Below are 24,088 nucleotides of genomic sequence, written 5' to 3'. Positions count from 1 at the left end.
ATAGAAGTCAATAACGATCCAAAATATAACAGCAAACTTAAAAAGCGGGGCAGCACACGCCGCCCCGCCGATTCTATATGCTTATTCCATCGCTCGCATTTCTTCCACAAGCGATTGATTTTTCTGCCTGCGCATTGTCCAGAAGGACAGAATCACCTCCAGGCCAAACAGCACCAGAACGAACAGCCCCATTTGCAGGAAGGGGAAGGAATATGGCATGATGACTCCATGGAAAGTCATTTCACTGAATTTCCGGGCAGCAATCACTGCAATCGGGAGGCCCGCTACCAGGGTTGCCAGCGCAGCAGAAAACGCATAGCAAATTCCCTCATAGATGGTCATTTGACAGAGCTGTTTTCTGGTCAGACCGATGGCACGAAAGACGCTGTTTTCCCTCTTTCTGGACATCTGATTGGAGAGGGTTGTGTTGATGAGATTGACCACGCCAAAGAGGAATACCAGCCAGGACAGCGCCTGAAACCCTCCAAAAACGACCCGGTTTTCCATTTCCTCATAATCCTTATGTATCCCAATGGTATCCAAGTCAAGATCCGGATTGGAAGAAATGATCGCACTCAGACTGTTTTCAATCTGCTCCGCCTTTTTGGGATCGCTGACAATGCTCCAGGAATAATCAAAACAGTTGATCTTTGGCATTGCTTCCTGAAATAGCTCTTTGGTTGCAACCATGCAGGTGCTGTCCAATGCCAGAGGACCATGACCATTTTTAAGCCCATCGTTTATGAGCAGACCGGAAACAGTGACAGGAATCTCTTGATCCCCTATGGTAAGTTTGATAACTGACCCCACATCTACACCGATCATATCTTCTGCATAATCCATATCAAGTGCAATACTATGGGAATCTTGAGGTAAAGTTCCGGACACAAGCGCCGCTTCCATTTGATCCCTGTTTCGGTCACTCAACAGATCACACATTCCGCCGGAAGAACTTTCCTCATTTTCAAACCGCACATGAACCGCCTGACGATTTTCTATCACATCTGTTACGCCATCCACGGCCAGCACCTCCTGCCGAAGCGCTTCATTCAAAGGATTTCCTTTTGACATCACCTCATATTCTGTTTTTTCAGAATGGATATAGATTTTATAATCCCCATCCGGGAAATACTGTCTTGCGATCCGCTCCGGCGAACGAACCAAAAGAATAGAAGCTGTCACCAAAAGGATCACCCCGCCCAGACTCAGGGAAGCCACGATACTGATCGTCTTTTTGCGGTCACGCCTGAAATTTGCAATTCCCATGGAGAGGGGATTTAACCGCATATTCTTCTTATGTGTGTGGGCCTTTCCGCTCTGATTGCCGGTAAAGCGGACTGCTTCAATCGGGGAGATACTGGCGGCAATCTTTACCGGTCTGCGGATCGCAATGGATACCATAAACCAGCCAAGCAGTGCAGTCAAAACAATCGCGGCTGCATAAAATAGCAGATTAAACCCACGGGGAAACAGTGCAAACCCGGCTGCACATCCCAGCAAAATACCGATACCAATGCCAGCCCATCCTAAGAAACGGCCTTCTTTTTTGACAATACGGCGGATCTGTTTTGGCGTTGTGCCGATGGTCCGCAGTTGTCCATAGCTTTGGATTTTATCATTGATAGAAATTCGGAAGATACTTTGTATCACAACATACCCTCCGATGATGACCAGAACTGCAATTCCGGCAACCAGCGCCAGCATACTGACATTCACAGGCTGCTTATAGAACTTCATATAGCTGAGGTTCATGATCGGCATTTCCAGCTGATATTCCTTGGCAATCTCCCTGCTGCGGGCAGTCAGCTCTGTTTCATCCATTTGCTGCTCATTCTTAAAATGCACATAGGCTCGATAATCAGCGGGGTCATAGCCGCTCCATCCTTTCAGGGCTTCTTTGGAAAGAAGGATGGAAGATCCATTTACCTCTTTTTCCTTATAGCCTTCCATAATGCCAGTCACCGTGTATTCTCCGTGAAAGCTCTCGCTGCTTAGCATAACCTTTTCGCCAATCCCGGCGTCTGCAGCATAGTTGGAAAGGAAATAACGGCTCACCACCACCTCATCCTCCTTTTGGGGCAGTCGGCCTTCCAGCAGCTTCATCTGGTCACGGGCAATATACATCGTTTCCTCATCACAATAGATATAGGAGGCATTGTATCCCTGCTCCGCAGGTTCCACAGCCAGCATATAATACTCTCCTACCCTTGAGAAGTCATCCAGCCCCTTCAGGGTGGACACATCTTCCTCAGTAATCCTGGTATAGACCGCCTCATAAGTATCCTCCACATGATTTTTCTCTATCTGCCGGGTAGACAAAGCCATCACAATCGAAAAACAGATCAGACAGGATGCCAGCGCAACGGCGATCACCACCATCAAATTCCGGCGTTTTTCGCTTTTCAAACTTTTTCTTGCCAGTTTCCTGACAATATTTCCTGTATCATTTTCAAATGGTACTGTCATTTTGATCATCTCCTTTAAGTCTTATATTTCTGCTGTCAGCAAAGCGGCGGCTTCACATCGGAAGCCGCCGCCTCTGGTTAGTCCATGGTCTTGATCCGCTCTACAAGGGAAAGCCGTTTAGAGTAACGGACAGCAACCACAGAGAAGATTCCGGTCACGACCAAAAGTGCCAGAACAAAAACAACCGTTTCCATCAAAGGGAATTGATAGGACAGTTCCCCGAAAATATTAAAACTGCTGATCACATAGTCAAAGATCCAGCCCAGTATCCCGCCAATGCCAACCGACAAAAATACCGTAACCCCTGCGTACCACAGGCATTCTGCAATCAGCATACGGGAAACCTGCTTTCCGGTCATTCCCACAGACTGCAAAATCCCAAGCTCCTGCTGCCTTGCCAGCAGATTGGTCATCAGGGTGTTGACCAGATTTACCATGGAGAACACAAACAGGAACGCCAGCAGCAGATAAACACCGCGGGTCATCATCTTTAGCTGCGATTCCAGGGATGCCGCATGGTCTGCTCTGGAAAAGACCGTCAGCACCGGATTTTCCAGCAGGCTGAAAATAGATGCCCTGAGCGCATCCGAGTCCTCCGATGTATGGACATTCCAAACAGCCTCTCTGTTCTCAATGTCCGGGTAGAGCTGATCGGCCAGTTCTTCTGTAAGGGTAAACAGGCCCCATGCGCCGGTGCCTGATGTCACTGACGGTTTCGCAATCCCCATGACCGTTACTTCTATGGCCTTACCGTCCATGGATTCAAAGGTCAGTACATCCCCGACAGCAGGCGTATAGCCATAAAACATACTTAAAAGATGATCTTCCGAATCAGTCACGACCACACCGTTGTTCGCGGCAAGCTCCTCATAATCTGCGCTGCCCTGTTCCAGATTTTCCTCCGGCAGCCACTGTTCCATCTGCTCTCTGTCAAACACAGGGAACTTTAATGCAACACTTTCCTGAGGGAGTTTCACCGTTACGGATGTCACTTCATGGCTGGTGATAGATTCCACACCATCTATGGCAAGAAGCTCCTGACGAAGTTCTTCTGTCAATGGATTTTCCCGCGCGATGGCAGGCAATCCTTCCGCGCCTCCCGAATCCATCCAGCTGACCTCATAGTTACAGTGATCTCCCATGGCTTCTATCGCCATCTTTTCGGGACTGATGGAGTTGAGTACCGTAGCGGCTGTTACCAGAAACACACCCGTCAATCCCAGAGATACCAGAGTGATGACCGTCTTTTTCCTGCTCCGCCTAAAGTTCATCTGTGCCATGGAGAACGGCGTAATGCGGTGGTTTTTCTGATCTTTGCGGTCTGTTGCCGTTTCATAACCACTGGAGCGGACCGCTTCGATTGGGGATACCCTCGCCGCCATTCGGACAGGCGCATGAATGGACAGAAATACCGTCAGGGCGCAGGCTGCTGCGGTCGCAGCCAGATAGGGCAGATTGCCCATCCAGCTCCAATGTGCCGGGAAAATAGCAAACCCGATAGACCCTCCAACCAAAAGCCCCAGCGGGATACCACAAAGAGATAACAGCAATCCCTCCCGCCGCACGATCCGCCGGATCTGTTTTGGTGTTGTGCCAATCACTTTCAGGCGTCCATATTCCCGCATTTTGCCCTTTACGGAAATGAAAAAGATACTGTAAATGACCACGGCACAGGCAACCAGCAAAAGGATTGCCACGGGAATGTAATATTTCATCACGCCGGACTTAAAGCCCTGCATATCGAAATAGTTGGAACTGTAAAAAATCTGATCCTCTGAGACATCGTTGGCAGAAAGGAATGCTGCAATATCCGCCTTGAGCTGCTCCAGCTCCATACTATCAGCACCAGTATAACGAAGCCGAAATTCAAACAGCGGCTCTCCCTGCGCCATCTCCTCCACAAATGCTTCAGATACATAAAGCTGGAACATACGGGAGTCATTCTCCACATCCATGATACCGCTGACGGTATAGGTCTGCTTTCCGTTTCCAAGATTCACTTCTATGGTCTGCCCGACTTCTGCGGGGATTTCAAAATAATCAAGAAATGCCCGTTCTACCAGAATTTCATTGGCAGCCTGCGGAAGTGTCCCAGTAAAGGAAGGCTTCTTACCCAATTCCATCCAGTTGGCATCCGCATACTCCACAGTCAGAACGCTGTCACCATAGCGGGCAGAACCGTAATTCTGGGAAAGGCCCCAGCGTTCCACTTCCGGGCAGTCTTTCAGTCTTTCAATCGTATCATGGTCACAATTCACCACAACCGCCTGATACTGTCCCCGAATGTCCGCCTCCAGTTTTCTGTCACTTCCCGCTCCTGCACAAAAAATCGCTGCCATCAAAGCGGCTGCCAGAGCAATCGTTACGATCACAAACAGGTTGCGCCGCTTATCTGTCTGAATACTTCGTGACGCCAATTTTTTAATAACCGGCCCTGTATCATTTTCAAAAGGCAATGTCATGTCTGCCACCTCCTTTATCCAACGATTTTGCCATCCTCAATCCGCACGATACGGTCTGCAAGCTGGGCAATGGCATCATTATGTGTGATCATTACCAGCGTCTGGTTAAATTCACGACTCGTTCTCTGCAAAAGCCCCAGCACATCGGCGCTGGTCCTGCTGTCCAGGTTTCCGGTGGGTTCATCGGCAAGGACGATAGCGGGCTTTGACACCAGAGCGCGGGCGATAGCCACACGCTGCTGCTGGCCACCGGAGAGGTTGTTTGGCATATTCTTCAGCTTATCCTCCAGTCCCAGCATGGACACCACATCCGCCATGAATTTCTGATCCACCGTATCCCCATCCAGCTCCACCGGCAGGACGATGTTCTCATGGACATTTAGGATCGGCACCAGATTGTAGTTCTGGAAGATAAAGCCGATATTGCGGCGGCGGAAGATGGTAAGCTGCTCATCGTTCATCTTCGCCAGCTCCTTATCCCGCACCATCACGCTGCCGGAGGTGGGTGTGTCCAGACCGCCCATCATGTGAAGCAGGGTGGACTTACCGGAACCGGAAGTGCCGACCACCGCCACAAATTCGCCTTCCTCCACAGAGAAGTTCACGCCATCCAGGGCGCGGGTAATGTTCGGCTCTGTGCCGTAGTATTTTTTCAAATCCGTTGTCTGCAAAATTTTCATAACAGTTACCTGCCTTTCTTAATTTGTTGCATATAGAGTAAAGGAGAAATGTTGCAGAATTGTCCTAAACGCTATAAAAATCCATGGTGAATTGCTTCAATTTTAGGACAATTCATTTTTCAACTTCGCAAAGGGAACCCTCTGGTGTCGCTTCCCCGTCAATGAAAGTAATCTGATGAATAGCGGTAATATTCTCGTTATATTCTTGCCCCTGACTTTCCAGATAGGCTTTGATTTCTGCCGGATCTGTAATGTCGTTTGCGGTATAATCGGTAAATGTAACCTGATGAACAGCCATAATATCGGCAGTATATTCACCGCCTTGCTGCTCAATGTAACTTTGAACTTCAACGGGGTCAGTAATATCTGTAATGGTATATCCTCCGTTAACAGTGTTCTCTTTGTTTTCTTGTGCCAGTACTTCATTGTGGCTCTCTGCTACATGACAAGCTGTACATGGTATCAATAGCATCGCAGCAGCTATAAATGAAATCACCATCGTTTTTTTCATGGTCTTTGCCTCCTATTTGGGGTGAGGACATAATTGTAAATCATGAATGTCCGCGAAATGTTACAATGCTCGGACATTTCAAAAATTCTTATGACAATTCCCGTATTTGATCTACCAGAGATTGTTTTTTTATCTGCCGAATTGCGAAACACGAGAAAAGCATTTGGACAGCAAGCATCAGTATAAAATAACTGAACATTTCAACTGTCGGAAAATGATAGCTTACTTTTCCAAAAATACTCATTGCACTAAAGACGGTGCAGAGAAGATACCCGATAAGAGTTCCGCATGATATGGAAAGAAGCAACACCCCTAATGTATAGAACAGGCCCTCTATCAATAACATTTTTGAAAGCTGTTTACTGCTCAAACCAACTGCTTGCAAAACACCCAATTCTCGCTTCCGTGTCAAGATGTTTGTTATCAGTGTGTTTAGCAGATTGATAATGCCAAAAACCCCAATAAACATAATAAAAATGTAGACTGGCATACGATAGTTCAATAGTTTTTCGTTGTATGCCTCTACCCAATCATTCAAGGTACTAACATAGAGGCTGGAAGTCGGTGGAATTATCTTTTGTATTTCATCTTTTGCGGCTGCCCATTTACTGTCATCTGTATCTACAATAAATTGATAATTGAGGTTATCAATAGGAACGATCTTTGACAGCATTTCTAAAGGAATAAATAGCGTATCATATCCGCCATACGGGATATTCGCATCCACAATTCCCATTACTTTTACTTCCAATGTTTGTCCGCCAACTTCAATCAGAAGTTCGTCCCCAATCGCGGCATCCCACCCAAAAGTTTCTTTCCACTGTGGGCCATTTTCAATAATAATGCCATTATTATTAAGTAGTTCCTGCAAATCCGCTGTACCATCAATCAAATATTGTTCAAGCAATTTTTGAGAGCTTGGCGTATATGCGTCTGAAACAATCGGTTCAATATCTCCCGTTGGCATACGAACATTCAAAACGGTGCCTTGGTATTCTTTTATTTCTTCCACACCATCTATGTCCAAAATGGATTCTCTAAAATCTTCTGTAAGCAGATTCGATTTTTGGAGTTCTGAATATTGTTCGCTGTTATGTGCCTGCGGCCCGTAATCGCCTAATTCAAGGCGAATTTCTCCGTAAGGAAAACTCCTACGCGCCATCGCTAAGGGATCAATGGAATTAAAATATGCAGAGCTTGCCATCAGCAAAATTCCACATACCCCTAACGACAGGATCGTTAAAGCGGTTTTCTTTCTGTTCCTCGCAAAATTAAGGAACGCTAAATTTTTCGCGGATAGAGAACGATGTAACACTTTTGTACTGTTTGACATTACATCATTATTGCCCGCCATATAACGGACTGCTTCAATAGGCGTAACATGAGCAGCAATTTTGGCTGGCTTAATTACAGCAATCATAACGCATAGATACACAAACAGAGCTGTGACAGCGGCAATTACAAATACCATTAAAGTGTTCCAGCCTTGCGGGACAAGGACATATCCCGCTATTGCACCGGCTAATATTCCAATCGGAATAGCAATTCTGGAAAGATGAAATCCCTCTCTAAAAACGATTCTTTTCATCTGTTTTCCAGTTGCCCCTATTGTCCGCAGTTTTCCATATTCTTTTGTTTTTCTGGCTATGGACACATAGAACAGACTGTAAATAACAAGGGTACACGCCAAAGCGATAATAAGACTGATAAATGCTATTACAGTGATATATTGACTGCTTCTCTGTTCAATGAGAGAAAAATAATATGTTGAAAACTGCATTTGCTCCGGCTGTATTTCCAATTCTCTGCACAATGTTGATAATTCAGCTTGTATAGCAGCCTTAGACCAACCATCAGATTCATTCAAACGGATATAAGCGGAGTATGCCGGTTCGCTGATCTTGTTTTCAATATAGGACTGCGACACGAATACGGAATAATTTGAATTTTCGACAGGCAAAATACCACATAAGGTATAATCTTTTTCTCCATCTCCCAGATTTAACGATATAGTATCGCCTATGGATTTGGACAATCCAGCTCTATCAAGAAACGCCTTTGTGATAGCAATTTCATTTGTAGATTTGGGCAATTTTCCCTCTAAATCAGGATATTTTGCTAATTTCATTAGTATTTCATCTATTGAACGAACGGTTAATTTGTAGTCCCCATAAGATACTAAACCCAATAAATGACTTACCCCCACTTGAACCCTATCGTCATTTACTAATTTCGTAATGGTATCATTATCGACTTCATTGATAATTGCTTGATAACGCCCAGCCGCATCATTTAATGATTTTCGCTGAGAAGCAAAAAAATACAAGGTCGTTGTCATTATCAAGCAGGTAGCTAAGGCAATCGTAATGATAATGAGGATGTTTCGACTTTTATCTGCTTTTAAGTTTCGTTTTGCCAACTTCTTTACAATGATACGGGTATCATTTTCAAATGGTAACGTCATAGCCATTCACTCCTTTCGCTGTTATCCTAACCCCCAAATGTTGCAGAAATATCCCAAAGGCTCAACAGTTTTAGGGTGAATTGCTTCAATTTTAGGACAATTCATTTTCGTGTGTCTTTTTTATAAAGCCGGATAGATATAAGCAAAACCATTGCTAACTGAATTACAACAAAAAACAGCGTCAGCCAAACGCTCTCATAATAAGAAATATCTGTCCAGAAGATCACCAGATCTACCAGAGCCACCACACCAGCCGACCATCTGATTTTTCTTGGAAAGAAGTGCCGGAGCAGCAGAACAACAACGACCGGCGGGATCAGCAAGCAAGCTGCATTGATGAGTAATGTCTTTGTGATTTCCATAAGGCCACCTCCAATTTCATGATGTTGCTGTCAGCATAAATCCCAAATGTTGCAGAATTGTCCTAAAATCCATTGTCCTCTAAAAATTTTTCAAAAAAGGCAGCCTGCCAAAACAGACTGCCTCAGAATTATTTTATGGGCAGGAACACGGAAAAAGTTGATCCTTCCCCAACTTTAGACTCGACGGTAATATAGCCGCCCTGCATGGTAATGATCTCACGGGCAAGGTATAAGCCGATTCCGACCCCATCTATATCATGCACCGCTTCATCCCGATAGAAGCGTTTGAAGATCGTGCCCTGAGAATGTTCCGGGATGCCTCTGCCTGTATCCGTCACATCTATCCTCAAATACATTTCCCAATCCCGTACCCTCACCTGGATGCTGCCACCGGCAGAGGTGTACTTTACCGCATTATCCAGAATGTTAAACAATGCTTCGGAAGTCCAGCGGCTGTCATGGGATATTGTCAAATCAGATGGGCAGTCCACCGACAGGCTGATCTCTTTTTGTTCCATCGGAGCCAAAACACCATTGATGGCGCTCACCAGCGTATCCCCGATCACAGCATCTTGTTTCTCCAGCGTAATGACACCCGTTTCCAGACGGGAAGTTTTCACCATTCCCTGAATGAGAAAATCCAGTTTATCCAGCTGTGTGCCTGTGGCCTGCAAAAACTCCTTGCGCTTTTCTTCTGTCAATGGCCTTGTCAGCATCGTATCGTTGATTAGCTTCAAATTTGCGATGGGGGTTTTGGTCTGGTGGGAAATATCCGATACCAGGGATTGCAGTTCTTCCTTTTCTCCCTCTGCCATGTGTCTGGTTTTCTGCATCACATTATAGAGTCGTTCCAGACGATGGCTGATCCGAGACAGCAGTGTTTCCGCTTCATAGTCTACCTGGGGCCGGTCTGTACTGTCCATCATGTGATCCAATGTCTGGCACAAACCATCGGTGAACAGAGAAAGTTTCTTTTGAAAATAGTGCAGAAAAACCATGCCCCAAATATAAAACGCAACTGTAAAAATAATGCAGCAAATGACAACACGCACATCTTTCGTCAACAGGAAAAAAATCAACAGCAGCAATGCGGCAGTGAGCAGAGTCCCCGCCACAATTTTTCTCAAAAATGCCCTGACAGATAAATTTTGCAGCTTCATCGAGGCTCACCGCCAATCCACTGATAGCCCATTCCATAAGCTGTCTTAATATATTTCCGCTCATCTGTTTCGATTTTTTTGCGGATACGGCTGATGATCGTCGTCAGCGTATGCTCATCCACAAAGTCCCCATCAATGTCCCACAGCTTCTCTAAAATCTGCCGCTTGGTCAGAATAATCCGGGGGTTCTTTACGAACAGGAACAGGGTGCGGTATTCCTTCGGTGTAAAGTCCAGGGATTCTCCGGCAAGGGACGCACTTTGTTCGGAGAAGTCGATTTTCAAAAAGCCATCATCAAACAGATCATGCCGAGGTGTCCGCAGTTCCAGATTTGCAAAAACCGCCGCTACTTTTTTGCAAAGCACCGTCACAGAAAATGGTTTGGTCACATAATCCGCACCGCCGACTTCATATCCCTTGAGCATATCGCTCTCCTTATCATTGGCTGTGATAAAGATGATATAGGTATGCTGACCGCGATTCCGGATTTCTTCACACAGATCCAGTCCGCTGCCATCGGGCAGGTTAATGTCCAATAGTGCCACATCAAATTCATTTTCGCGCAGCTTTCTTACCGCGCTGTCAAAATTAAAAACAGAAATGACCTCATATCCATCAGAGGTCAGATTATATGCCAAGGTCCGGTTCAAAAGCTGATCGTCCTCTACAATTAGAATCTTCTTCAAGACCTTCACTTCCTTCCTTATTTTTCAGCTATACTAATAAGATAAACACCAAATGTTACAGAAATGTCCTAATCAGATATTTTTCTTTTTAATTATAGGATAGCCTACTTTTCAGCACAAGGGCAAAAATGCGAATACATACAATAGTTTCAATGTTATGTTGTACAACAAAACGCCGCCGCAAACGATACGATTGCGGCGGTGCTGACTATGTATAAAATCTTTTTGTAGTTACATGGGTATGGTGCAGTTGAATTAAAAAAACCTCTATTCTGCTATACCCTGCGGAACTTCAAATTTGTATCCGCTCCCCAGAACAGTACGAATATAACCCGCTTTCGGCATATCCGGAGTCAGTTTTCTGCGGATCTGACCAATGACGCTGGCAACAGCCGTTCCACAGTTTTCGCTATCTCCCCCCCCCCACACTTCTTCATAGATCTGCCCAGCAGAAAATACCCAGGATGGATGGTTTGCCAAGTATACCAATGTCGCAAATTCCCGATGGGTCATAGAAATCAACTCACCATTTCGATGTACCGTTCTCTCCTTCAGGCGGAGTTCCAATCCCGGAAAAACAAGAATATTACACGGATGGGATGACACAGTATGGTCAAATCCTGGCTCGGCCGCAATAATCTCCATAATTCTGCTAAGTATGTATTCTTCATGGTCTGTTACCGACAGTACAAAGATTTTTCCCATATATCCCTCCACTTTAACATATAGAACCTGCAATGACTTATTTTTTCTATTGTCTTTGTCTGAATACTATTCTACCATCCCTTTTTTCTAACTATTTTTTTCTTCTTAGCAACAGTCAATATCCTAGCGTCTTTCTTTTTATTTGCAAGAATAATTACAGAAATCAAGAATGTCAAAACCATTATGATAAAGGCAGGGAAAATGTGATAAGTATAACCATATTCCGCGCCACAAGTAGGGTCTACTAAAATCATGCTTGCTTTAATCGGATAATAATTTAACAGTGTTCCTTCAAAAGTCCCGAAATATCCATACACAAAAGCTAGCGCAACCCCACCCAAAAAATTGTTTGCCGAACAACAAAATAGCAAAATAATCGGCAAGACTGAAATATAGATTCCTATATTCGCCCCAGTAACACGAATAAACATATTGAGCAGATTGCCAAAATGCACTCCTGGAAATCCAGCAATAACATTGATTACTAATGTTAGCACGCATCCTATAAGGCTAAAGCAGATTGTCAACAACAATAGGACAAGTAGTTTTCCAGAAAGTAACTGTTTATATGGAATAGGAATTGTTGATATATTCTTCATCGTATCGTCTGTATATTCCCTTGTTATAATATAACCTGCTATCAATGCAATGATAATTGGAAAAAACAAGGTACAGTTACTAATCATAACCTGTTGCATAAAATAGTCAAACGTCCATGTCTGTCCACCGTTGGCTGTGGAATAAAACAGTGACAGTAACGGAGAAAGTGTTGCCATAATAATTCCGGCTTTTATTACGGAATATCGCTTTAATTTTAAAAATTCGGTTTTTATAATATTTCTCATATCTTTTACCTCGTCCATTTTTTGTAGAAGCGAATGATCAGCCACAAAGAAAGTATAACTGTAATTGCCATAATAAAAATTGTATGGCAAGTGGTTGGTACAATCGCATAGGCTTCCGGCAAAAGATTGTCTTTTTGCAAATGATCCATCATTAAGCCGCTTGTCCAGTTCATAACACATATAACTGGGAAAGAATTTAAGAAAGCAATTTTTGCAGCACTTATAGATGTTCCAACTGTCCCTAGTATGCCCCAGTTAAAAATAGAATAAAAAAACGCAAGCAGGATAGAAAGCAAAAAACTTTTGTTAAAACAAATAATTAAAAATACAATCGGCAAAGAAGCTGCTACGATAAGAACTCCAAAAATAAGGCTCATAAATATCTTATAAGTCATACCATAAACCATTCCTACATGAAACAGTTTACAAAACAACGCAACAGATAATGTGCTTGTCAGACAAAACGCAACGCTAAAAATAAAGAGCATAGAAATTTTTGCCATAATGAGTTGTGTATTTGTAACAGGAATTGTTCTAAGGTTTTTGGAAGTATCGCAATCTCTTTCTATAAAAAACAAAATAGCGGCAATGATACCAATTAGACATGGAAGCAAAAAAACCAATCCATATCCCAACATCATTGTATAAACATAATCAAATCGGGTTTGAAGATAATGTTCCGTTGTATCTGCACCTGTTCCCGCCTTTGCCATATATGCCAAAATCAACGGAAAAAATAACGATAATGACATCAGTGCGTATAATAATCTTTTCCGCTTTAATTTCCAAAATTCGCATTTAATCAGTTTAAGCAATTCCTTCGCCCCCTGTCACACGCTTGAAGTAATCTTCAAGACTTTCTTCACAGGTATGTGCTTCTGATACCTCCAATCCGTTTTCTACAAAAGCAGTTACAATTTTCCCCACAGGCAACTCCATATTGTGTAGACGCAGATTGTGGTCGTCTTGTATGGAAAAATGGGTTTCGTGGAAATTGCGTTCCAAAATTCTTGCCGCCTGTGCAGTATCAGAGAGCGTAAACCGGATATGCTTACTGCTTTTTTGCTCCAACTCAGCAAGGCTTTCTTCTTCCAGCAATGCACCGTGGTCGATAATTCCAATATCGTCAGCCAGCAAGGAAATTTCTGAAAGAATGTGACTGGAAATCAGAATCGTTTTTCCTCTTGCGTCGCAAAGCTCCCGAATAAAGGAGCGTACCTCTGCAATACCGATGGGATCAAGACCGTTGATCGGCTCATCCAAAATCAAAAGTTCCGGATCGTGCATAACAGCAAGGGCGATGGCAAGCCGCTGTTTCATACCAAGGGAATACTGGGAAAAGAGCTTTTTATCTTTGTAGGGCAGTCCTACCAGATCCAGAGCGTCTTTGACGGCATGATTGTTTGGTACACCCCGCAAGGTGGCAAAGATACGCAGGTTTTCTGTGCCGGTCAGATTGGGATAAAAGCCTGGGGACTCAATCAGGCTGCCGATACGGGGCAGCAATTTCTTTTCATTCCCCTGCAAAGGCTTTCCCCAGATTTTGACCTCCCCGGAAGTCGGATTTGTTAAGCCCAACAGCATCTTCATGGTAGTAGTTTTTCCGGCTCCGTTTCTCCCCAGCAGACCATAAATTCTCCCACGCTTCACATGGATATTCAAGTCAGCCACACTCTTTTGTGAGCCGTATTGCTTCGTCAGATTTTTTGTTTCAATGATGTAATTTGTATCCATATTCAAAACCTCCTGTTCTGTAAGGTATTCTATCACGCCAACCTTGCATTAACCTTGCCGCAACCTTGCATTAACCTTGCAATTTGAAATCCGGCAAAATGACAAAGGCTCCCGCCATAAAGACGGGAACCCGCTTAAATCTCCGAAGGAAAAAGCAAAGCAAATTCAGTTCCTTTTCCCGGTACACTTTCAACTGTTATGCTTCCACCCATCTTTTCTACAAGCTGATGGACAATAGAAAGACCAAGACCGCTGCCTTTTTCAGACCGACCCTTATCACACTTATAAAGCCGTTCAAATATGTGTTTCAAATCTTCTTTCTCAATCCCCACTCCATTATCCGCCAGCAGCAGCTCTATGTTGTTTTCCTTCTTCGATAGGGCAAATTTAATTTTGTCCGCATGGCTGTGAGCGATTACATTTTGAATGAGATTATTGATAATCCTCATATAGCTGTCCGTATCCAATCTTACCCGGATAGGCTGTTCGGGAATATCAATGTCATAATCGACTTGCTTATCTTCAAAAATCGGTATCCAGTCGATCAGGATATTTCTTGTCAACTCTGCGGCTTCAACGCTCTGGATTTCCAAAGCAAACTCGTCGGAATTTAACTTGAACCAGTCAAAGAGTACATCAATATATTCTTTCAAATCATGGGCTTTCCGTCGGGCGGTTTCAATATAATCATCCCGGTCTTTTCCTGTGACCAGTCCTTTGTGTGCAGCGTCAAGATACCCAATCAGAGTGGTAAGGGGCGTTCGCACATCATGGGAAAGGCTCGTCATAAGCTGGCGGTTGGTTTCCTCTGTCTGCCGTACAGTTGAAAGTCTGCTTTCATAGGACACAACGATCTCATTGATTTCATAGGCAAGAGGTGCTGTCAGTTCATTTGTTGCAGACAGAATACGCCGGTTGCCATTTCCGTTTTTCACATCAACCAGCACATCGGTCATTTCTGCGATTTGCTTTTTTACGCGCCGAACGAGAACGATGGAAGTCAGCACAGCTACAACAGCAATCACAATAGACAAGAAAACGATGATTTCCATACCAGCTACACCTCCTTATTAAAGCGGTAGCCAATCCCTTTAACCGTTTGGATATACTTTGGACTGGAAGGATTGACTTCTAATTTTTTACGAAGCCGACTGATAATCGCCATAATGTTACTGTCATCATAGAAATATTCTTCGCCCCATACTTCCTCATAAATCTGCTGTTTGGTCAAAATTTTCCCTTGATGCTTTGCACAGTACAGGAGCAGATCAAATTCCTTTGGTGGAAGTTCAAAAGTGCCGTTTTCCGTCGTAACAGAACGATTTTCAAGGTCAATCTGCAATCCATCAAAATCCAATTTTTGCATGGCTCCGGCTTGCTGATTAAAGCGGGTGTAGCGGCGAATAAGGGACGCAATACGGGCAATCAGTTCATCCATGTCAAACGGCTTTGTCAGATAATCGTCCGCTCCGGCCCGTAAGCCCCGCACTTTAGAAGCGCTGTCATTTTTGGATGTGAACATCAAAATCGGCAAGCTGTTCTCTTTGCGGATTTCTTCCAGCGTTTCAAAGCCATCTATACCGGGCATCATCACATCCAGCACCACAAGCTGGTATTCCTGCTCTTTTAATTTCTGCAAACCCTCTTTTCCGGTATTACAAAAATCGGCTTCTATATGTTCCGATTGCACACTGCGTTTAATCAAAGCACACAGTTCTCTGTCATCATCTATAATTAAAATTTTATTCATGGCTCAGCTCCTTCCCTTGTTTTGTCCGGCCATCAATCGGCTTCTCTGCAGTTTTGGGGATCAGCCAAACACCGGCCATTTTCACAGCGCCGTGGATACGCCCACCCGCACAATAATAATTTACCCTGCGAGGTGTCACGCCCCACTGTTCGGCGGCATCTTTTAGTGTCATATAGTCCATTTTGCACCTCCATAGGACATATTATAGTTCCTTATCTCGAATAATACAAGCTGACTATTGTGATTATGCTTACATAAAGAGCCGCAGATCATCTCTGACCTGCGGCTCCGTTCTCCTATTAACCTGTTAAGTATGTATCCCGTATTTCGCCGTTTGGATGTTCTCTTCGCCATGCAGGATTACCCCGCCGCAGGTCTTGGCACCCTGTACCATGTAGCCCTCAAAAAAGAAGCTGTAAGGCAGGTAATCATCCGTCAGGACGATGCGTTCGTAGTTGTACCAATTAAAATGCTGATCCAGAAACTTTCCCAGCTTGTGCCGCAAGATAGGATTCCCCACTACGGCCTTGAGATTCTTCCTGCTGTGAAACTCCAGCTTTGGCCTGTTCTGTTCCGGAATGGACAGCAGCCGCCACCGTGTTCCATCGGCGACTTCTTCCTCACCTGCCGCATATGAGCGAAACGGCTCATATGGCAGCCTGACCCGCTCGGTATAACCGGAAACGTTGTCTCTGCCAGCATCCTTCAGCCATGTGAAGGAAAGCTCCAGCACTTTGGCACCGCCTACTGCATCACACAGCCGCAGTTCTGCATAGGAATGGATATCTTTGGTGATCAAATACTTTTTCTCCTCCAACCGCTGCAATTCCTTTTTCAAAATAATAAAGCGCTGCGGTGAGCAACCTTTTCTGGAACAGGTCTTGACGGAAATGCTATCTTGATTCACATAAACTGTTGCCATTGTCCTATTATTCATAATACACCTCATTTCTGCTATTTGCCTCTGCTTGATGCATGGCAGTCTGCATGACCAGGAAGGGGTGCTCTACATACTCCTCTTTTGCTGAGGTATATGCCGCTCCACCCAAAGAGTCCAGATACTGCCATCCGTTTTTGGATTTTGAGATGTACACATAGAACGGTGCAAGCACATACTCATCCCGTTCATAGCAGCCCAGATACCGTCTTGCAAGTACTGCCACAACACCCAGCTCTGCCGCTTTCTGTGTTGTCAGGGAAACTGCCAGTTTCATTACTTCCTCTTTTTCAATATCATTGAGTCCGAAAGTATAGATACTCTCCAGGAACAGCACAGGCTTCTCACTGGTGACAGGCTTTCCGATATCCATGTTCTCCTGCGACAGATCAGCAAAAGAAAAATCGACGGCAGGCGGTTTTTGAAATGCACCTTTTGTCAAGCGGAGACAGGCACGAGCCACCACCGCTTCATCCTTTTTCACAAGGACAATCTTCTTATTAGAGTCAAAGGCAGCTAACAGGCACTCCCTCTGGCTTCCAGTACGGTAAGACAAGCAGGTACTATGAGGAAGTTCACCAAGCCGCAGAGTGTGGTAAAAATCATCCACCTCTTCTGCCCAAAATGCACCTCGCGCCAACGAAAGATTTTTCTTCCAGAGGCTCTCCTGCATCTCGCTGACAGGGTAGCGAATCTCACGCTGCAGGTCACCAGCAAAATATTTGAGTTTATAGAACTGGCCCATCAATTCAGCCTGTACGATCCGTCGCAGCGCTTCAACAGCCAGCTCCTGCCCGTCCAGTTCCCCATAGAGAGCGCATACCATAGCCGCGCCGCCCTGCAGTAAAAATTCCGTGACAGTCTCCCGGTTCTGCTCCACAAAATCGTCCGAAAATGCCAGTTTTTCTTTTAGATCCAGCCAGTCTGCATCTGTTGTCAGAATATCTTTCCGCACCTGCTTCCAATCCGTCATTTCCAAAAGAGCCTTCATATTATTGAGGGCAAATACCACATCCGACTCTGTAGTGAAATCCGGTATGAATGCCTGCAGCTGCGTATAGTGTTGTAGCAGCCCCATGGCAATCCGCCGGGTCAGCCCACAGATATGTCCAAATGAACCCCGATACCATTCGCTAAACGGCCTTTCCAACAGACATTTTCCAAGCTGCTCCAACTCTGCATCTCCTGTATATTGGCTGACCAGATCCCGTTTTATCAGCTGCCGCAGTGTCAGCAAACGCTGATCTATGGAAAGAGGTGTCAGCATAGTGTATAACCGGACATAAACCTCTTTCTGATGCCAAAGCTGATACATTTCCTCAAAGGTGTACTGCTGCCCTTCTTCCAGAAGCGTAAAAAAGCTGTCGCTGCGGTTCACAGAATCGCTGGCTTTCAAATTCTTCAGCGTCAGGGAATTGATGTTACAGTGCTCACAAAAGCCCGGCTCAAACAATAGAGAGTATCGCCCCAAGGACAGGAACACTTCACTGTTCTGATTCACCAATTCCAAAAAATGCTTTTTTCTATGCTCCACCGCATAAATGAGAATTGAAAACTGGAATTGCCGGACAGCATTAAAATCCAGATGGAGCCTGCCGGCATACAGAGCATTCAGATAACTCAGTTGGTTGCATAAAATTTCTTCCCTCTGTTCCTTGCTCAAAGGATGTGGCTGGGAGATAAACCAGTTGAGGTCATATTGTCCGGCATGGTTGTCCAGCCAGAGGTCAAAAAAAGCAGACAAATCCTCTGCGTCATATTCAAATACAGCCAACAGCCGGCGGAATTTTCCTACATCGGTCATTTTCATCCACCGGAGAGCTTTCAGGCGTTCTACTGACAGAAACAGCCGCACACCATACCGATAAAGCAAGATGCAGACTCTCTGGAGCGGACGATTCTGTTCCAACAGTTCCAGAGCTTTCCGTTCATTTTGATGCCAGAAAAACAGATACGAACCAAGAAACGGCTGCCGCATCATATCCCGCTGGTGCTCCGTCAGCATGGAAAGTCCCTTCCACTCCGCAATGGGAAAAGTCTGCAGGTTATCCAATATGACCTGCTCCTCTTCTTCATACATCACAAAGGGAAAATAGTATTTCAGGTATTCAAACCTCAGGGAAGGCAACAGTTCCAATTTCATGACTGCCAGCACCTGCTCTTGGGAATACGCTGTCAGTCTCTCTCCATACCCGTCTGCCGACTCTAAGGCTGAAGCAATTTCTTCATCGCCAATCTCCTGCCTGCACAACGTACCATAGAGCGCTGCAAAGTCCGGCACCCGAACCAGTTCTTCCTGTATCCGCTTTGTCTTTCGGATGTGCAGCCGTTCCTGTAATTGAAGTGTCTCCACCTGTCCACATGCCTGCGCTATGGCATCCTCTGAAAAGCTGCCTGTAAGCGTCGGAAGCAATCCGTCATCTTTCATTCTGGTCAATAGGGTCAGATGTTTTAATGTATTTCTCATGCTGCTTCACCTCCGATCATTGTCAGTACCATATTCAAAATCTCATGCCTTGGCCGGGGTTCAGACTCTACCAGTTCACCACACAGCTCAAAAAAGGCGTGTGCATCTTTGGCATCCATTGTCTGCACACAACCGGCGGGCCATTCCACCAACTTATCAAATGCCATATCCAGTACCTCTTTCTTCTCATCCCTGTAATAATATCCCCCTATGAATTTCACAAGAGATTCGGCGCTGCCGTTATAAAGTTGCTGCAGCTTTTCCCGTTTCTGTATGGTCCGTTTTTCCTGCTCCAGTCGTTTTTCCTGCTCCTTTCTCTCAGCTTCGGCTCTGTGCTCATCCTCCAACTCTTCCTTGGAATAGAATGTTTCCTTCAGCCGGTTGATTTCATAGCCGTTATACTCCCTGTGGAGCAAAAACTGCCGCAACACCGCTGCCAGCGCTTTTTTATCATAAAGGCGTTGGATCTCCGGTGCTTTTAAGGCACTTAAAACGAAGTCCTCATATTTTTCCGGCTCAGTCTGGAAAACTGAACGCTCCACCCAGTCATAGAGCTGTCGATGCTGCTCTGCAGATAGGAATGGACGGCTGATGTATGTTTTATATTCCCTTCTGCTGTAATACCCCTCACTCCTGACAAAGCATTCGTGAAAGTAAAACCGCTTGCCAAATATCGTTTGAAGTTGGGAAAAAGTGTACTCAGCCAGTAGCCTCTCTACAAACCGGAAACACCTCCAACTTGAAATTCTCAGGGCATACTCCCGCAGCAGTTTCAGTTGTGGCGCATCTTCACCATCTTGCCGATGCTGCTTGAAAAACTCCCATAGATTGATTTCCTTCTTTTCCACCAGAAAGGCAAATGCCCGCCTACCGTTCGTATGCCAACTTCTGAAATATTCTCCATAGTCAGCTCCGGTCAGTTCCTGATATCTGGAAAGCCACTGTTTCAAAGGGATCGTCTGCCTGGAATGCAGCATCTGCAGGGTAAACAACTCCATGTAGTTATCCCGCTCCAGTTCCTTCGCCAGATTATCGTACTGAGGATCAAACACATCAAATCGGTACGGAAAATCCTTCTGTATCGTTTGATTCATCCATAACAGTGTTTTCGGTGCTGTGGGGTTCAAACCATATTGAACCGCTTCCCAGAGTCCCTGAAATCCTTCGTACTTGACCGTAAAGCTGTTATAGAACTGAAACAGCCAGCCAAGATACTCGTAAAATTCTTCCGAAAAATCCTTTGGAGCATTCAGAAGCATCCGCCCACACGCTGTTGCGATTTTCTCGGCAGTGATACTCTTGGAACTCAACCGGTCCGGCAGCCTGTCCGCCCATACAGCGAGAGAGTTTGCCAAAATGATTTCATCGCAGCGATACCCTGCTTTAGTCAAAACCGAAAATTCGCGGCTGTCGGGCTTCATATTCATATACGGCAGTTTCATCAGCGTGCGCAGCACCAGGTCGGCTTTCCCGCGGTACCTCTTTGCCTGCTCTGCATAGAACCGGATGAACCATTCCAGCACACCAAAATCATATACCAGTGAAAGTGTCAGATTTTGTGTGAATAGATGACTGAGTTGGGTATGCATCACCTCATAGCCGCGTTCCCTATCATCAAATAACGACAGTACAAACAGGGCTTCTTCCGTTCTCGTACACTCCCTTTCTGCCAGTTTCTCCAACAGGGCATGGCGCTGTGCCGCATCTGTTTCCAGAAGATACAGAGCGCCCTGCAGGTACACATCTTCTCCGGCAGACCGCCGCAATTTCTGGAGGAATGCTCCCCGCTGATTGCCCACAAACATATTGTCAGACTGGATCGCACAGGTATTTCCCAGCGCCAGGGCCAGAGCGCGGAGAACCCGGACATCATTGCCCAGTTTTTCCTCAAACCGCTCCAACACCTCGCCAGGATAACGCAGATGATATGGTTCAAAATAGCCGGACACATCCGTTTCCACCTGCCATATCTGCATCGCCCTTGTTTGTCGGTAAGTCCTTCTCGCCGTATCGTCCTGAGAAGTCTGTACTACCAATTCGGCAAAGGCATGGTAAAGCTCCAAATCAATAGCCCTCTGATATACCCGGTAAACCGGTATCCTGTCGATATGCATTAAAATCCCTCCTACTTGAAATCTTCCATAAAAGATATGGGGAGAGAGCCGCAACATGGCTCTCTCCCCATTGATCAACTGACAGCATACCGATAGTATGCTATATTTTCTTACTCAGCGCCGGCCATGCTGAAGAACTCCGCAGGTGACAGCACCGTAACGCCCAAATCCCTGGCCTTGGATAACTTGCTGCCGGCATTTTCGCCACAGACCAGATAATCCGTCTTCTTGGACACCGAGCTGCCGGCATGGGCGCCCAGTGATTCAATCAGGTCATTGATTCCGTCCCGGGTGTAGGGTTCCACCTTGCCGGTAACTACGATAGTCTTTCCCACAAAGGGATTATCCTGCTCCCTGTCTTCGCTGTGTTCTACCACAGCAGGCTTTTGAATATTCATCATAGTCTGTAACTCCTCCCAAATACAAAAATTATCTTCTACACAGAACCAGTCGTGGATATTGTTATGCAATGTCTCCCCGAAATCCGGAAGCTGCCGGAAATCATAGCCGCCATAGACCGCATCCCGAAACTCATCCAAATCATAGTGGAACACACGACCCAATACCTTGCTGGCAGTGTTGCCGATCATAGGAATATCCATAGAAATCAGATACCGCTCAAAGGTGGTGTTTCGGCTCTGTTGGATAGCGTCCCAAAGGCGCTGCCAGGACTTTTCACCAAACCCATCCATGCGGACGATTTCAGCCCGGTAACGATCCAGACGGTAAATATCCAGATAACTATGGATAAATCCCTGACCGATGAATTTTTCCAATGCAGCCTCCGACAGCCCTTCAATGTCCATTGCCTTCTGGCTGACAAAATGGACGAACTTTTTCAGCCGACGTGTCTCGCAGTCAGGGTTATCACAGTACAGCGTCTTGATGATGCGATCCTCGCCATTTTCGCCCTTTCCACTTGATTCATGGATGCGGGTAGGCTGTCCACAGCAGGGACAAACACGGGGAATCGTATCCACCATAGAGAAGCCGCCTCTGTCCAGATTTTCTTCCACGTGGGGAATGATCATGTTTCGTTTGCTTACCAGAATCCGATTTCCAGCCATCAGTTCCAGATCCTCAATAAAGGACAGGTTGTGCAGACTGGCCCTGCTGACCTCACAGCCATCGATTTCCACCGGCGTAAACACTGCTACCGGAGCAATCTCTCCAGTTCTGCCCGGCGTCCATTCGATGTACTGCAGCAGGCTCTCATGCAGGTCATCTTCAAACTTATAGGCCAGACCGTCCTTATAGTGATGTCCGGTGCGGCCGCAGCTCTGGGCATAGGCGATGTCGTTAAACGAAACCACGATACCGTCAATGGGGATATCTTTGTCAGTGGCATATTGCCGCAGCTGATAGATACCGGCTTCCACATTTTCCAGCGTCAGTTTCTGCTTTGTGACCAGATACTTACAGGGCTGGAACCCCAACGCGCGCAGTTCCCGTAGCTTATCTGATTTCCGGGTCAGGTGCGGAAAGCCCTCCAGCACACCAAACGGCATGAAAACCAGCCGACGCTCCTGGCATATCTTGGCATCCATCAGACGGATGGAACCGGCAGCCAGATTGCGGCCGTTTTTATAGGGCTTACCGCTGCTGTCCTGTAGGCTGGTCTTCAGTTCCTCAAAATCACTGGGTCTGATAAAGCCCTCGCCCGTCACAACCAGTCTCTCTTTGTAGGTGATGTGGGAAGGGATACCGCTGATGGCTCGGGTGTTATGGGTAATGATCTCCCCTTCGTCACCATCGCCACGGGTAGCCGCCTCCAGAAGTTCTCCATTCTCATAGGTCAGCTTTACAGTCAAGCCATCCAGTTTGAGCATCAGCATCACCTGCTGCTCACCCATGAAATTCAGAAGATCCATACTGCTCTTAGTCTTATCCAAAGACAGCAGCGGGATCTCATGTCTGGTTTTCTCCAGCCTGCTCACCGCAGGATAGCCTACTGTCTGGGTTGGCGAATTTGCCATTTGGATTCCCGTTTCCTGTTCCAGCTCTTTCAACTCGTCAAAGAGTCTGTCATAGACCTCATCTGACACACTGGGAGCGTTGCGGTTATAATACTCATCCCGATAACGGTTGAGCCGGTCATTCAAGTCTCTCTGCTTTTCAAAAATATTCCGTTCCATTATGCTGCCTCCTTTTCAAGTACCCGGAAGGACATAACCAGTTCTTCTTCCGTATGCTTCTGTTCACTGTCGAAAACACTGCAAACACCGTCTGCAAACTGCCAGTGGGCGGCTCTGCCCCACCAAAGGATCGGGCCGCGGCCGCCGTTGCCTCTGTTGGCAGACGCATCTGGCTGATTCGCTACGGTACTATAAAAGCCCTGCGTGTTTACCAGCGTAATGTTCCGTATCTGCCCAATACATTCCGGCCGACAGTGATCCAATATCTCCAACTGCGTCCCTTCCCGAAGTGTCCTGCGCAGCTGATTCAGGTTTTTGATCATGCAATTTTCTCCTTTCCCCGCCCCACAGGGCAATCCTGCTGTGCGGTATGCAGCCCATTTCTGCCGGCTGCATATCTGCCAAAATTCAATTCATGGACAATACGCTGAATGGCGTCATCATCGTCCCACGCTGCGTGAAGCGTATTCCGCTCTGGCCCGGCTCCCACATGGACACATACCTTTTCACTGCCAACCTGCAGCAGCACATCCTGTCGCCTGGCGCAAACCACTGCCAGATTTCCAATTTGTTTCATGCTCTGCTCCTTCCTTCTTCATCAATGACCGGA

Annotated in this window: 21 protein-coding genes; all 21 read right to left on the bottom strand. The window is 45.9% G+C overall.

Going from position 1 to position 24,088, the window contains the following annotated elements; genetic code table 11:
* Positions 1–81 precede the first annotated feature (81 nt).
* The 21 genes from LKD36_RS07080 to LKD36_RS06980 all read right to left on the bottom strand — a co-directional run bounded on the left by LKD36_RS07080 (position 82) and on the right by LKD36_RS06980 (position 24,055).
* A complete protein-coding gene (locus tag LKD36_RS07080; protein ID WP_227589429.1) occupies positions 82–2,466 on the bottom strand; it encodes an FtsX-like permease family protein in 2,385 nt (794 codons plus the stop codon).
* A 77-nt stretch (positions 2,467–2,543) separates the two neighbouring features.
* On the bottom strand, positions 2,544–4,928 hold the full coding sequence (locus LKD36_RS07075) for an ABC transporter permease (RefSeq protein WP_227589430.1): 2,385 nt from the start codon (positions 4,926–4,928) through the stop codon (positions 2,544–2,546).
* 14 nt (positions 4,929–4,942) lie between these two features.
* Positions 4,943–5,608 (bottom strand): ABC transporter ATP-binding protein, encoded by a 666-nt coding sequence (locus LKD36_RS07070; protein WP_003501940.1) that lies wholly within the window; start codon positions 5,606–5,608, stop codon positions 4,943–4,945.
* Positions 5,609–5,720: 112 nt separating this feature from the next.
* Positions 5,721–6,119 (bottom strand): hypothetical protein, encoded by a 399-nt coding sequence (locus LKD36_RS07065; protein ID WP_118646858.1) that lies wholly within the window; start codon positions 6,117–6,119, stop codon positions 5,721–5,723.
* 88 nt (positions 6,120–6,207) lie between these two features.
* On the bottom strand, positions 6,208–8,583 hold the full coding sequence (locus LKD36_RS07060; protein ID WP_158580898.1) for an ABC transporter permease: 2,376 nt from the start codon (positions 8,581–8,583) through the stop codon (positions 6,208–6,210).
* 101 nt (positions 8,584–8,684) lie between these two features.
* Entirely contained in the window at positions 8,685–8,945 is a 261-nt protein-coding gene (locus LKD36_RS07055; protein ID WP_025532026.1) for a hypothetical protein, read from the bottom strand.
* Between the two features lie 128 nt (positions 8,946–9,073).
* Positions 9,074–10,105, bottom strand: coding sequence for a sensor histidine kinase (locus LKD36_RS07050; protein ID WP_118646862.1), 1,032 nt, complete (start codon positions 10,103–10,105; stop codon positions 9,074–9,076).
* A complete protein-coding gene (locus LKD36_RS07045; protein ID WP_039959333.1) occupies positions 10,102–10,791 on the bottom strand; it encodes a response regulator transcription factor in 690 nt (229 codons plus the stop codon). Before LKD36_RS07045 ends, LKD36_RS07050 begins: the two co-directional genes overlap by 4 nt.
* A gap of 267 nt (positions 10,792–11,058) precedes the next feature.
* On the bottom strand, positions 11,059–11,496 hold the full coding sequence (locus LKD36_RS07040) for a winged helix-turn-helix domain-containing protein (protein ID WP_148336047.1): 438 nt from the start codon (positions 11,494–11,496) through the stop codon (positions 11,059–11,061).
* A gap of 71 nt (positions 11,497–11,567) precedes the next feature.
* Positions 11,568–12,341 carry an ABC transporter permease gene (locus LKD36_RS07035; protein ID WP_308459191.1) on the bottom strand — a complete coding sequence of 258 codons (774 nt, stop codon included), beginning with the start codon at positions 12,339–12,341 and terminating at the stop codon, positions 11,568–11,570.
* Between the two features lie 5 nt (positions 12,342–12,346).
* Positions 12,347–13,156 carry an ABC transporter permease gene (locus LKD36_RS07030; RefSeq protein ID WP_118646868.1) on the bottom strand — a complete coding sequence of 270 codons (810 nt, stop codon included), beginning with the start codon at positions 13,154–13,156 and terminating at the stop codon, positions 12,347–12,349.
* On the bottom strand, positions 13,149–14,075 hold the full coding sequence (locus LKD36_RS07025) for an ABC transporter ATP-binding protein (RefSeq protein WP_118646870.1): 927 nt from the start codon (positions 14,073–14,075) through the stop codon (positions 13,149–13,151). The genes LKD36_RS07030 and LKD36_RS07025 overlap by 8 nt, the downstream gene beginning before the upstream one ends.
* Positions 14,076–14,209: 134 nt before the next feature.
* Positions 14,210–15,127, bottom strand: a complete 918-nt coding sequence (locus LKD36_RS07020; protein WP_118646872.1) for a sensor histidine kinase — start codon at positions 15,125–15,127, stop codon at positions 14,210–14,212.
* Positions 15,128–15,132: 5 nt separating this feature from the next.
* The gene (locus LKD36_RS07015) at positions 15,133–15,825 is read right to left on the bottom strand and encodes a response regulator transcription factor (RefSeq protein WP_227589432.1); all 693 of its coding nucleotides are present in this window, start codon (positions 15,823–15,825) and stop codon (positions 15,133–15,135) included.
* Positions 15,818–16,006: a helix-turn-helix domain-containing protein gene (locus tag LKD36_RS07010; RefSeq protein WP_118560428.1), complete on the bottom strand. Its 189-nt coding sequence runs from the start codon at positions 16,004–16,006 to the stop codon at positions 15,818–15,820. Before LKD36_RS07010 ends, LKD36_RS07015 begins: the two co-directional genes overlap by 8 nt.
* 126 nt (positions 16,007–16,132) lie before the next feature.
* Positions 16,133–16,762 carry a hypothetical protein gene (locus tag LKD36_RS07005; RefSeq protein WP_118668491.1) on the bottom strand — a complete coding sequence of 210 codons (630 nt, stop codon included), beginning with the start codon at positions 16,760–16,762 and terminating at the stop codon, positions 16,133–16,135.
* On the bottom strand, positions 16,755–19,229 hold the full coding sequence (locus tag LKD36_RS07000; RefSeq protein WP_227589433.1) for a hypothetical protein: 2,475 nt from the start codon (positions 19,227–19,229) through the stop codon (positions 16,755–16,757). Before LKD36_RS07000 ends, LKD36_RS07005 begins: the two co-directional genes overlap by 8 nt.
* Complete coding sequence (locus LKD36_RS06995) at positions 19,226–21,343, bottom strand: hypothetical protein (RefSeq protein ID WP_118668489.1); 2,118 nt, start codon at positions 21,341–21,343, stop codon at positions 19,226–19,228. Before LKD36_RS06995 ends, LKD36_RS07000 begins: the two co-directional genes overlap by 4 nt.
* Positions 21,344–21,453: 110 nt before the next feature.
* Entirely contained in the window at positions 21,454–23,478 is a 2,025-nt protein-coding gene (ligA, locus tag LKD36_RS06990) for an NAD-dependent DNA ligase LigA (protein WP_003501932.1), read from the bottom strand.
* Positions 23,478–23,801, bottom strand: a complete 324-nt coding sequence (locus LKD36_RS06985; RefSeq protein WP_003501931.1) for a hypothetical protein — start codon at positions 23,799–23,801, stop codon at positions 23,478–23,480. The genes ligA and LKD36_RS06985 overlap by 1 nt, the downstream gene beginning before the upstream one ends.
* Positions 23,798–24,055, bottom strand: a complete 258-nt coding sequence (locus LKD36_RS06980; protein WP_025529721.1) for a hypothetical protein — start codon at positions 24,053–24,055, stop codon at positions 23,798–23,800. Before LKD36_RS06980 ends, LKD36_RS06985 begins: the two co-directional genes overlap by 4 nt.
* Between the last annotated feature and the right edge of the window lie 33 nt (positions 24,056–24,088).

Origin of the sequence: Hominiventricola filiformis (assembly GCF_020686965.1) — a bacterium.
Lineage (GTDB): Bacteria > Bacillota > Clostridia > Lachnospirales > Lachnospiraceae > Hominiventricola > Hominiventricola filiformis.
This window is presented reverse-complemented; position numbering and strand designations above follow the sequence as displayed.

Coding starts and splice junctions, on each gene's coding strand:
- LKD36_RS07080 (WP_227589429.1), bottom strand. CDS start 2,466: ATGACAGTACCATTTGAAAATGATACAGGAAATATTGTCAGGAAACTG.
- LKD36_RS07075 (WP_227589430.1), bottom strand. CDS start 4,928: ATGACATTGCCTTTTGAAAATGATACAGGGCCGGTTATTAAAAAATTG.
- LKD36_RS06980 (WP_025529721.1), bottom strand. CDS start 24,055: ATGAAACAAATTGGAAATCTGGCAGTGGTTTGCGCCAGGCGACAGGAT.
- LKD36_RS07015 (WP_227589432.1), bottom strand. CDS start 15,825: ATGAATAAAATTTTAATTATAGATGATGACAGAGAACTGTGTGCTTTG.
- LKD36_RS07040 (WP_148336047.1), bottom strand. CDS start 11,496: ATGGGAAAAATCTTTGTACTGTCGGTAACAGACCATGAAGAATACATA.
- LKD36_RS07065 (WP_118646858.1), bottom strand. CDS start 6,119: ATGAAAAAAACGATGGTGATTTCATTTATAGCTGCTGCGATGCTATTG.
- LKD36_RS07020 (WP_118646872.1), bottom strand. CDS start 15,127: ATGGAAATCATCGTTTTCTTGTCTATTGTGATTGCTGTTGTAGCTGTG.
- LKD36_RS06985 (WP_003501931.1), bottom strand. CDS start 23,801: ATGATCAAAAACCTGAATCAGCTGCGCAGGACACTTCGGGAAGGGACG.
- LKD36_RS06995 (WP_118668489.1), bottom strand. CDS start 21,343: ATGCATATCGACAGGATACCGGTTTACCGGGTATATCAGAGGGCTATT.
- LKD36_RS07035 (WP_308459191.1), bottom strand. CDS start 12,341: ATGAGAAATATTATAAAAACCGAATTTTTAAAATTAAAGCGATATTCC.
- LKD36_RS07070 (WP_003501940.1), bottom strand. CDS start 5,608: ATGAAAATTTTGCAGACAACGGATTTGAAAAAATACTACGGCACAGAG.
- ligA (WP_003501932.1), bottom strand. CDS start 23,478: ATGGAACGGAATATTTTTGAAAAGCAGAGAGACTTGAATGACCGGCTC.
- LKD36_RS07010 (WP_118560428.1), bottom strand. CDS start 16,006: ATGGACTATATGACACTAAAAGATGCCGCCGAACAGTGGGGCGTGACA.
- LKD36_RS07000 (WP_227589433.1), bottom strand. CDS start 19,229: ATGAGAAATACATTAAAACATCTGACCCTATTGACCAGAATGAAAGAT.
- LKD36_RS07055 (WP_025532026.1), bottom strand. CDS start 8,945: ATGGAAATCACAAAGACATTACTCATCAATGCAGCTTGCTTGCTGATC.
- LKD36_RS07050 (WP_118646862.1), bottom strand. CDS start 10,105: ATGAAGCTGCAAAATTTATCTGTCAGGGCATTTTTGAGAAAAATTGTG.
- LKD36_RS07005 (WP_118668491.1), bottom strand. CDS start 16,762: ATGAATAATAGGACAATGGCAACAGTTTATGTGAATCAAGATAGCATT.
- LKD36_RS07025 (WP_118646870.1), bottom strand. CDS start 14,075: ATGGATACAAATTACATCATTGAAACAAAAAATCTGACGAAGCAATAC.
- LKD36_RS07060 (WP_158580898.1), bottom strand. CDS start 8,583: ATGACGTTACCATTTGAAAATGATACCCGTATCATTGTAAAGAAGTTG.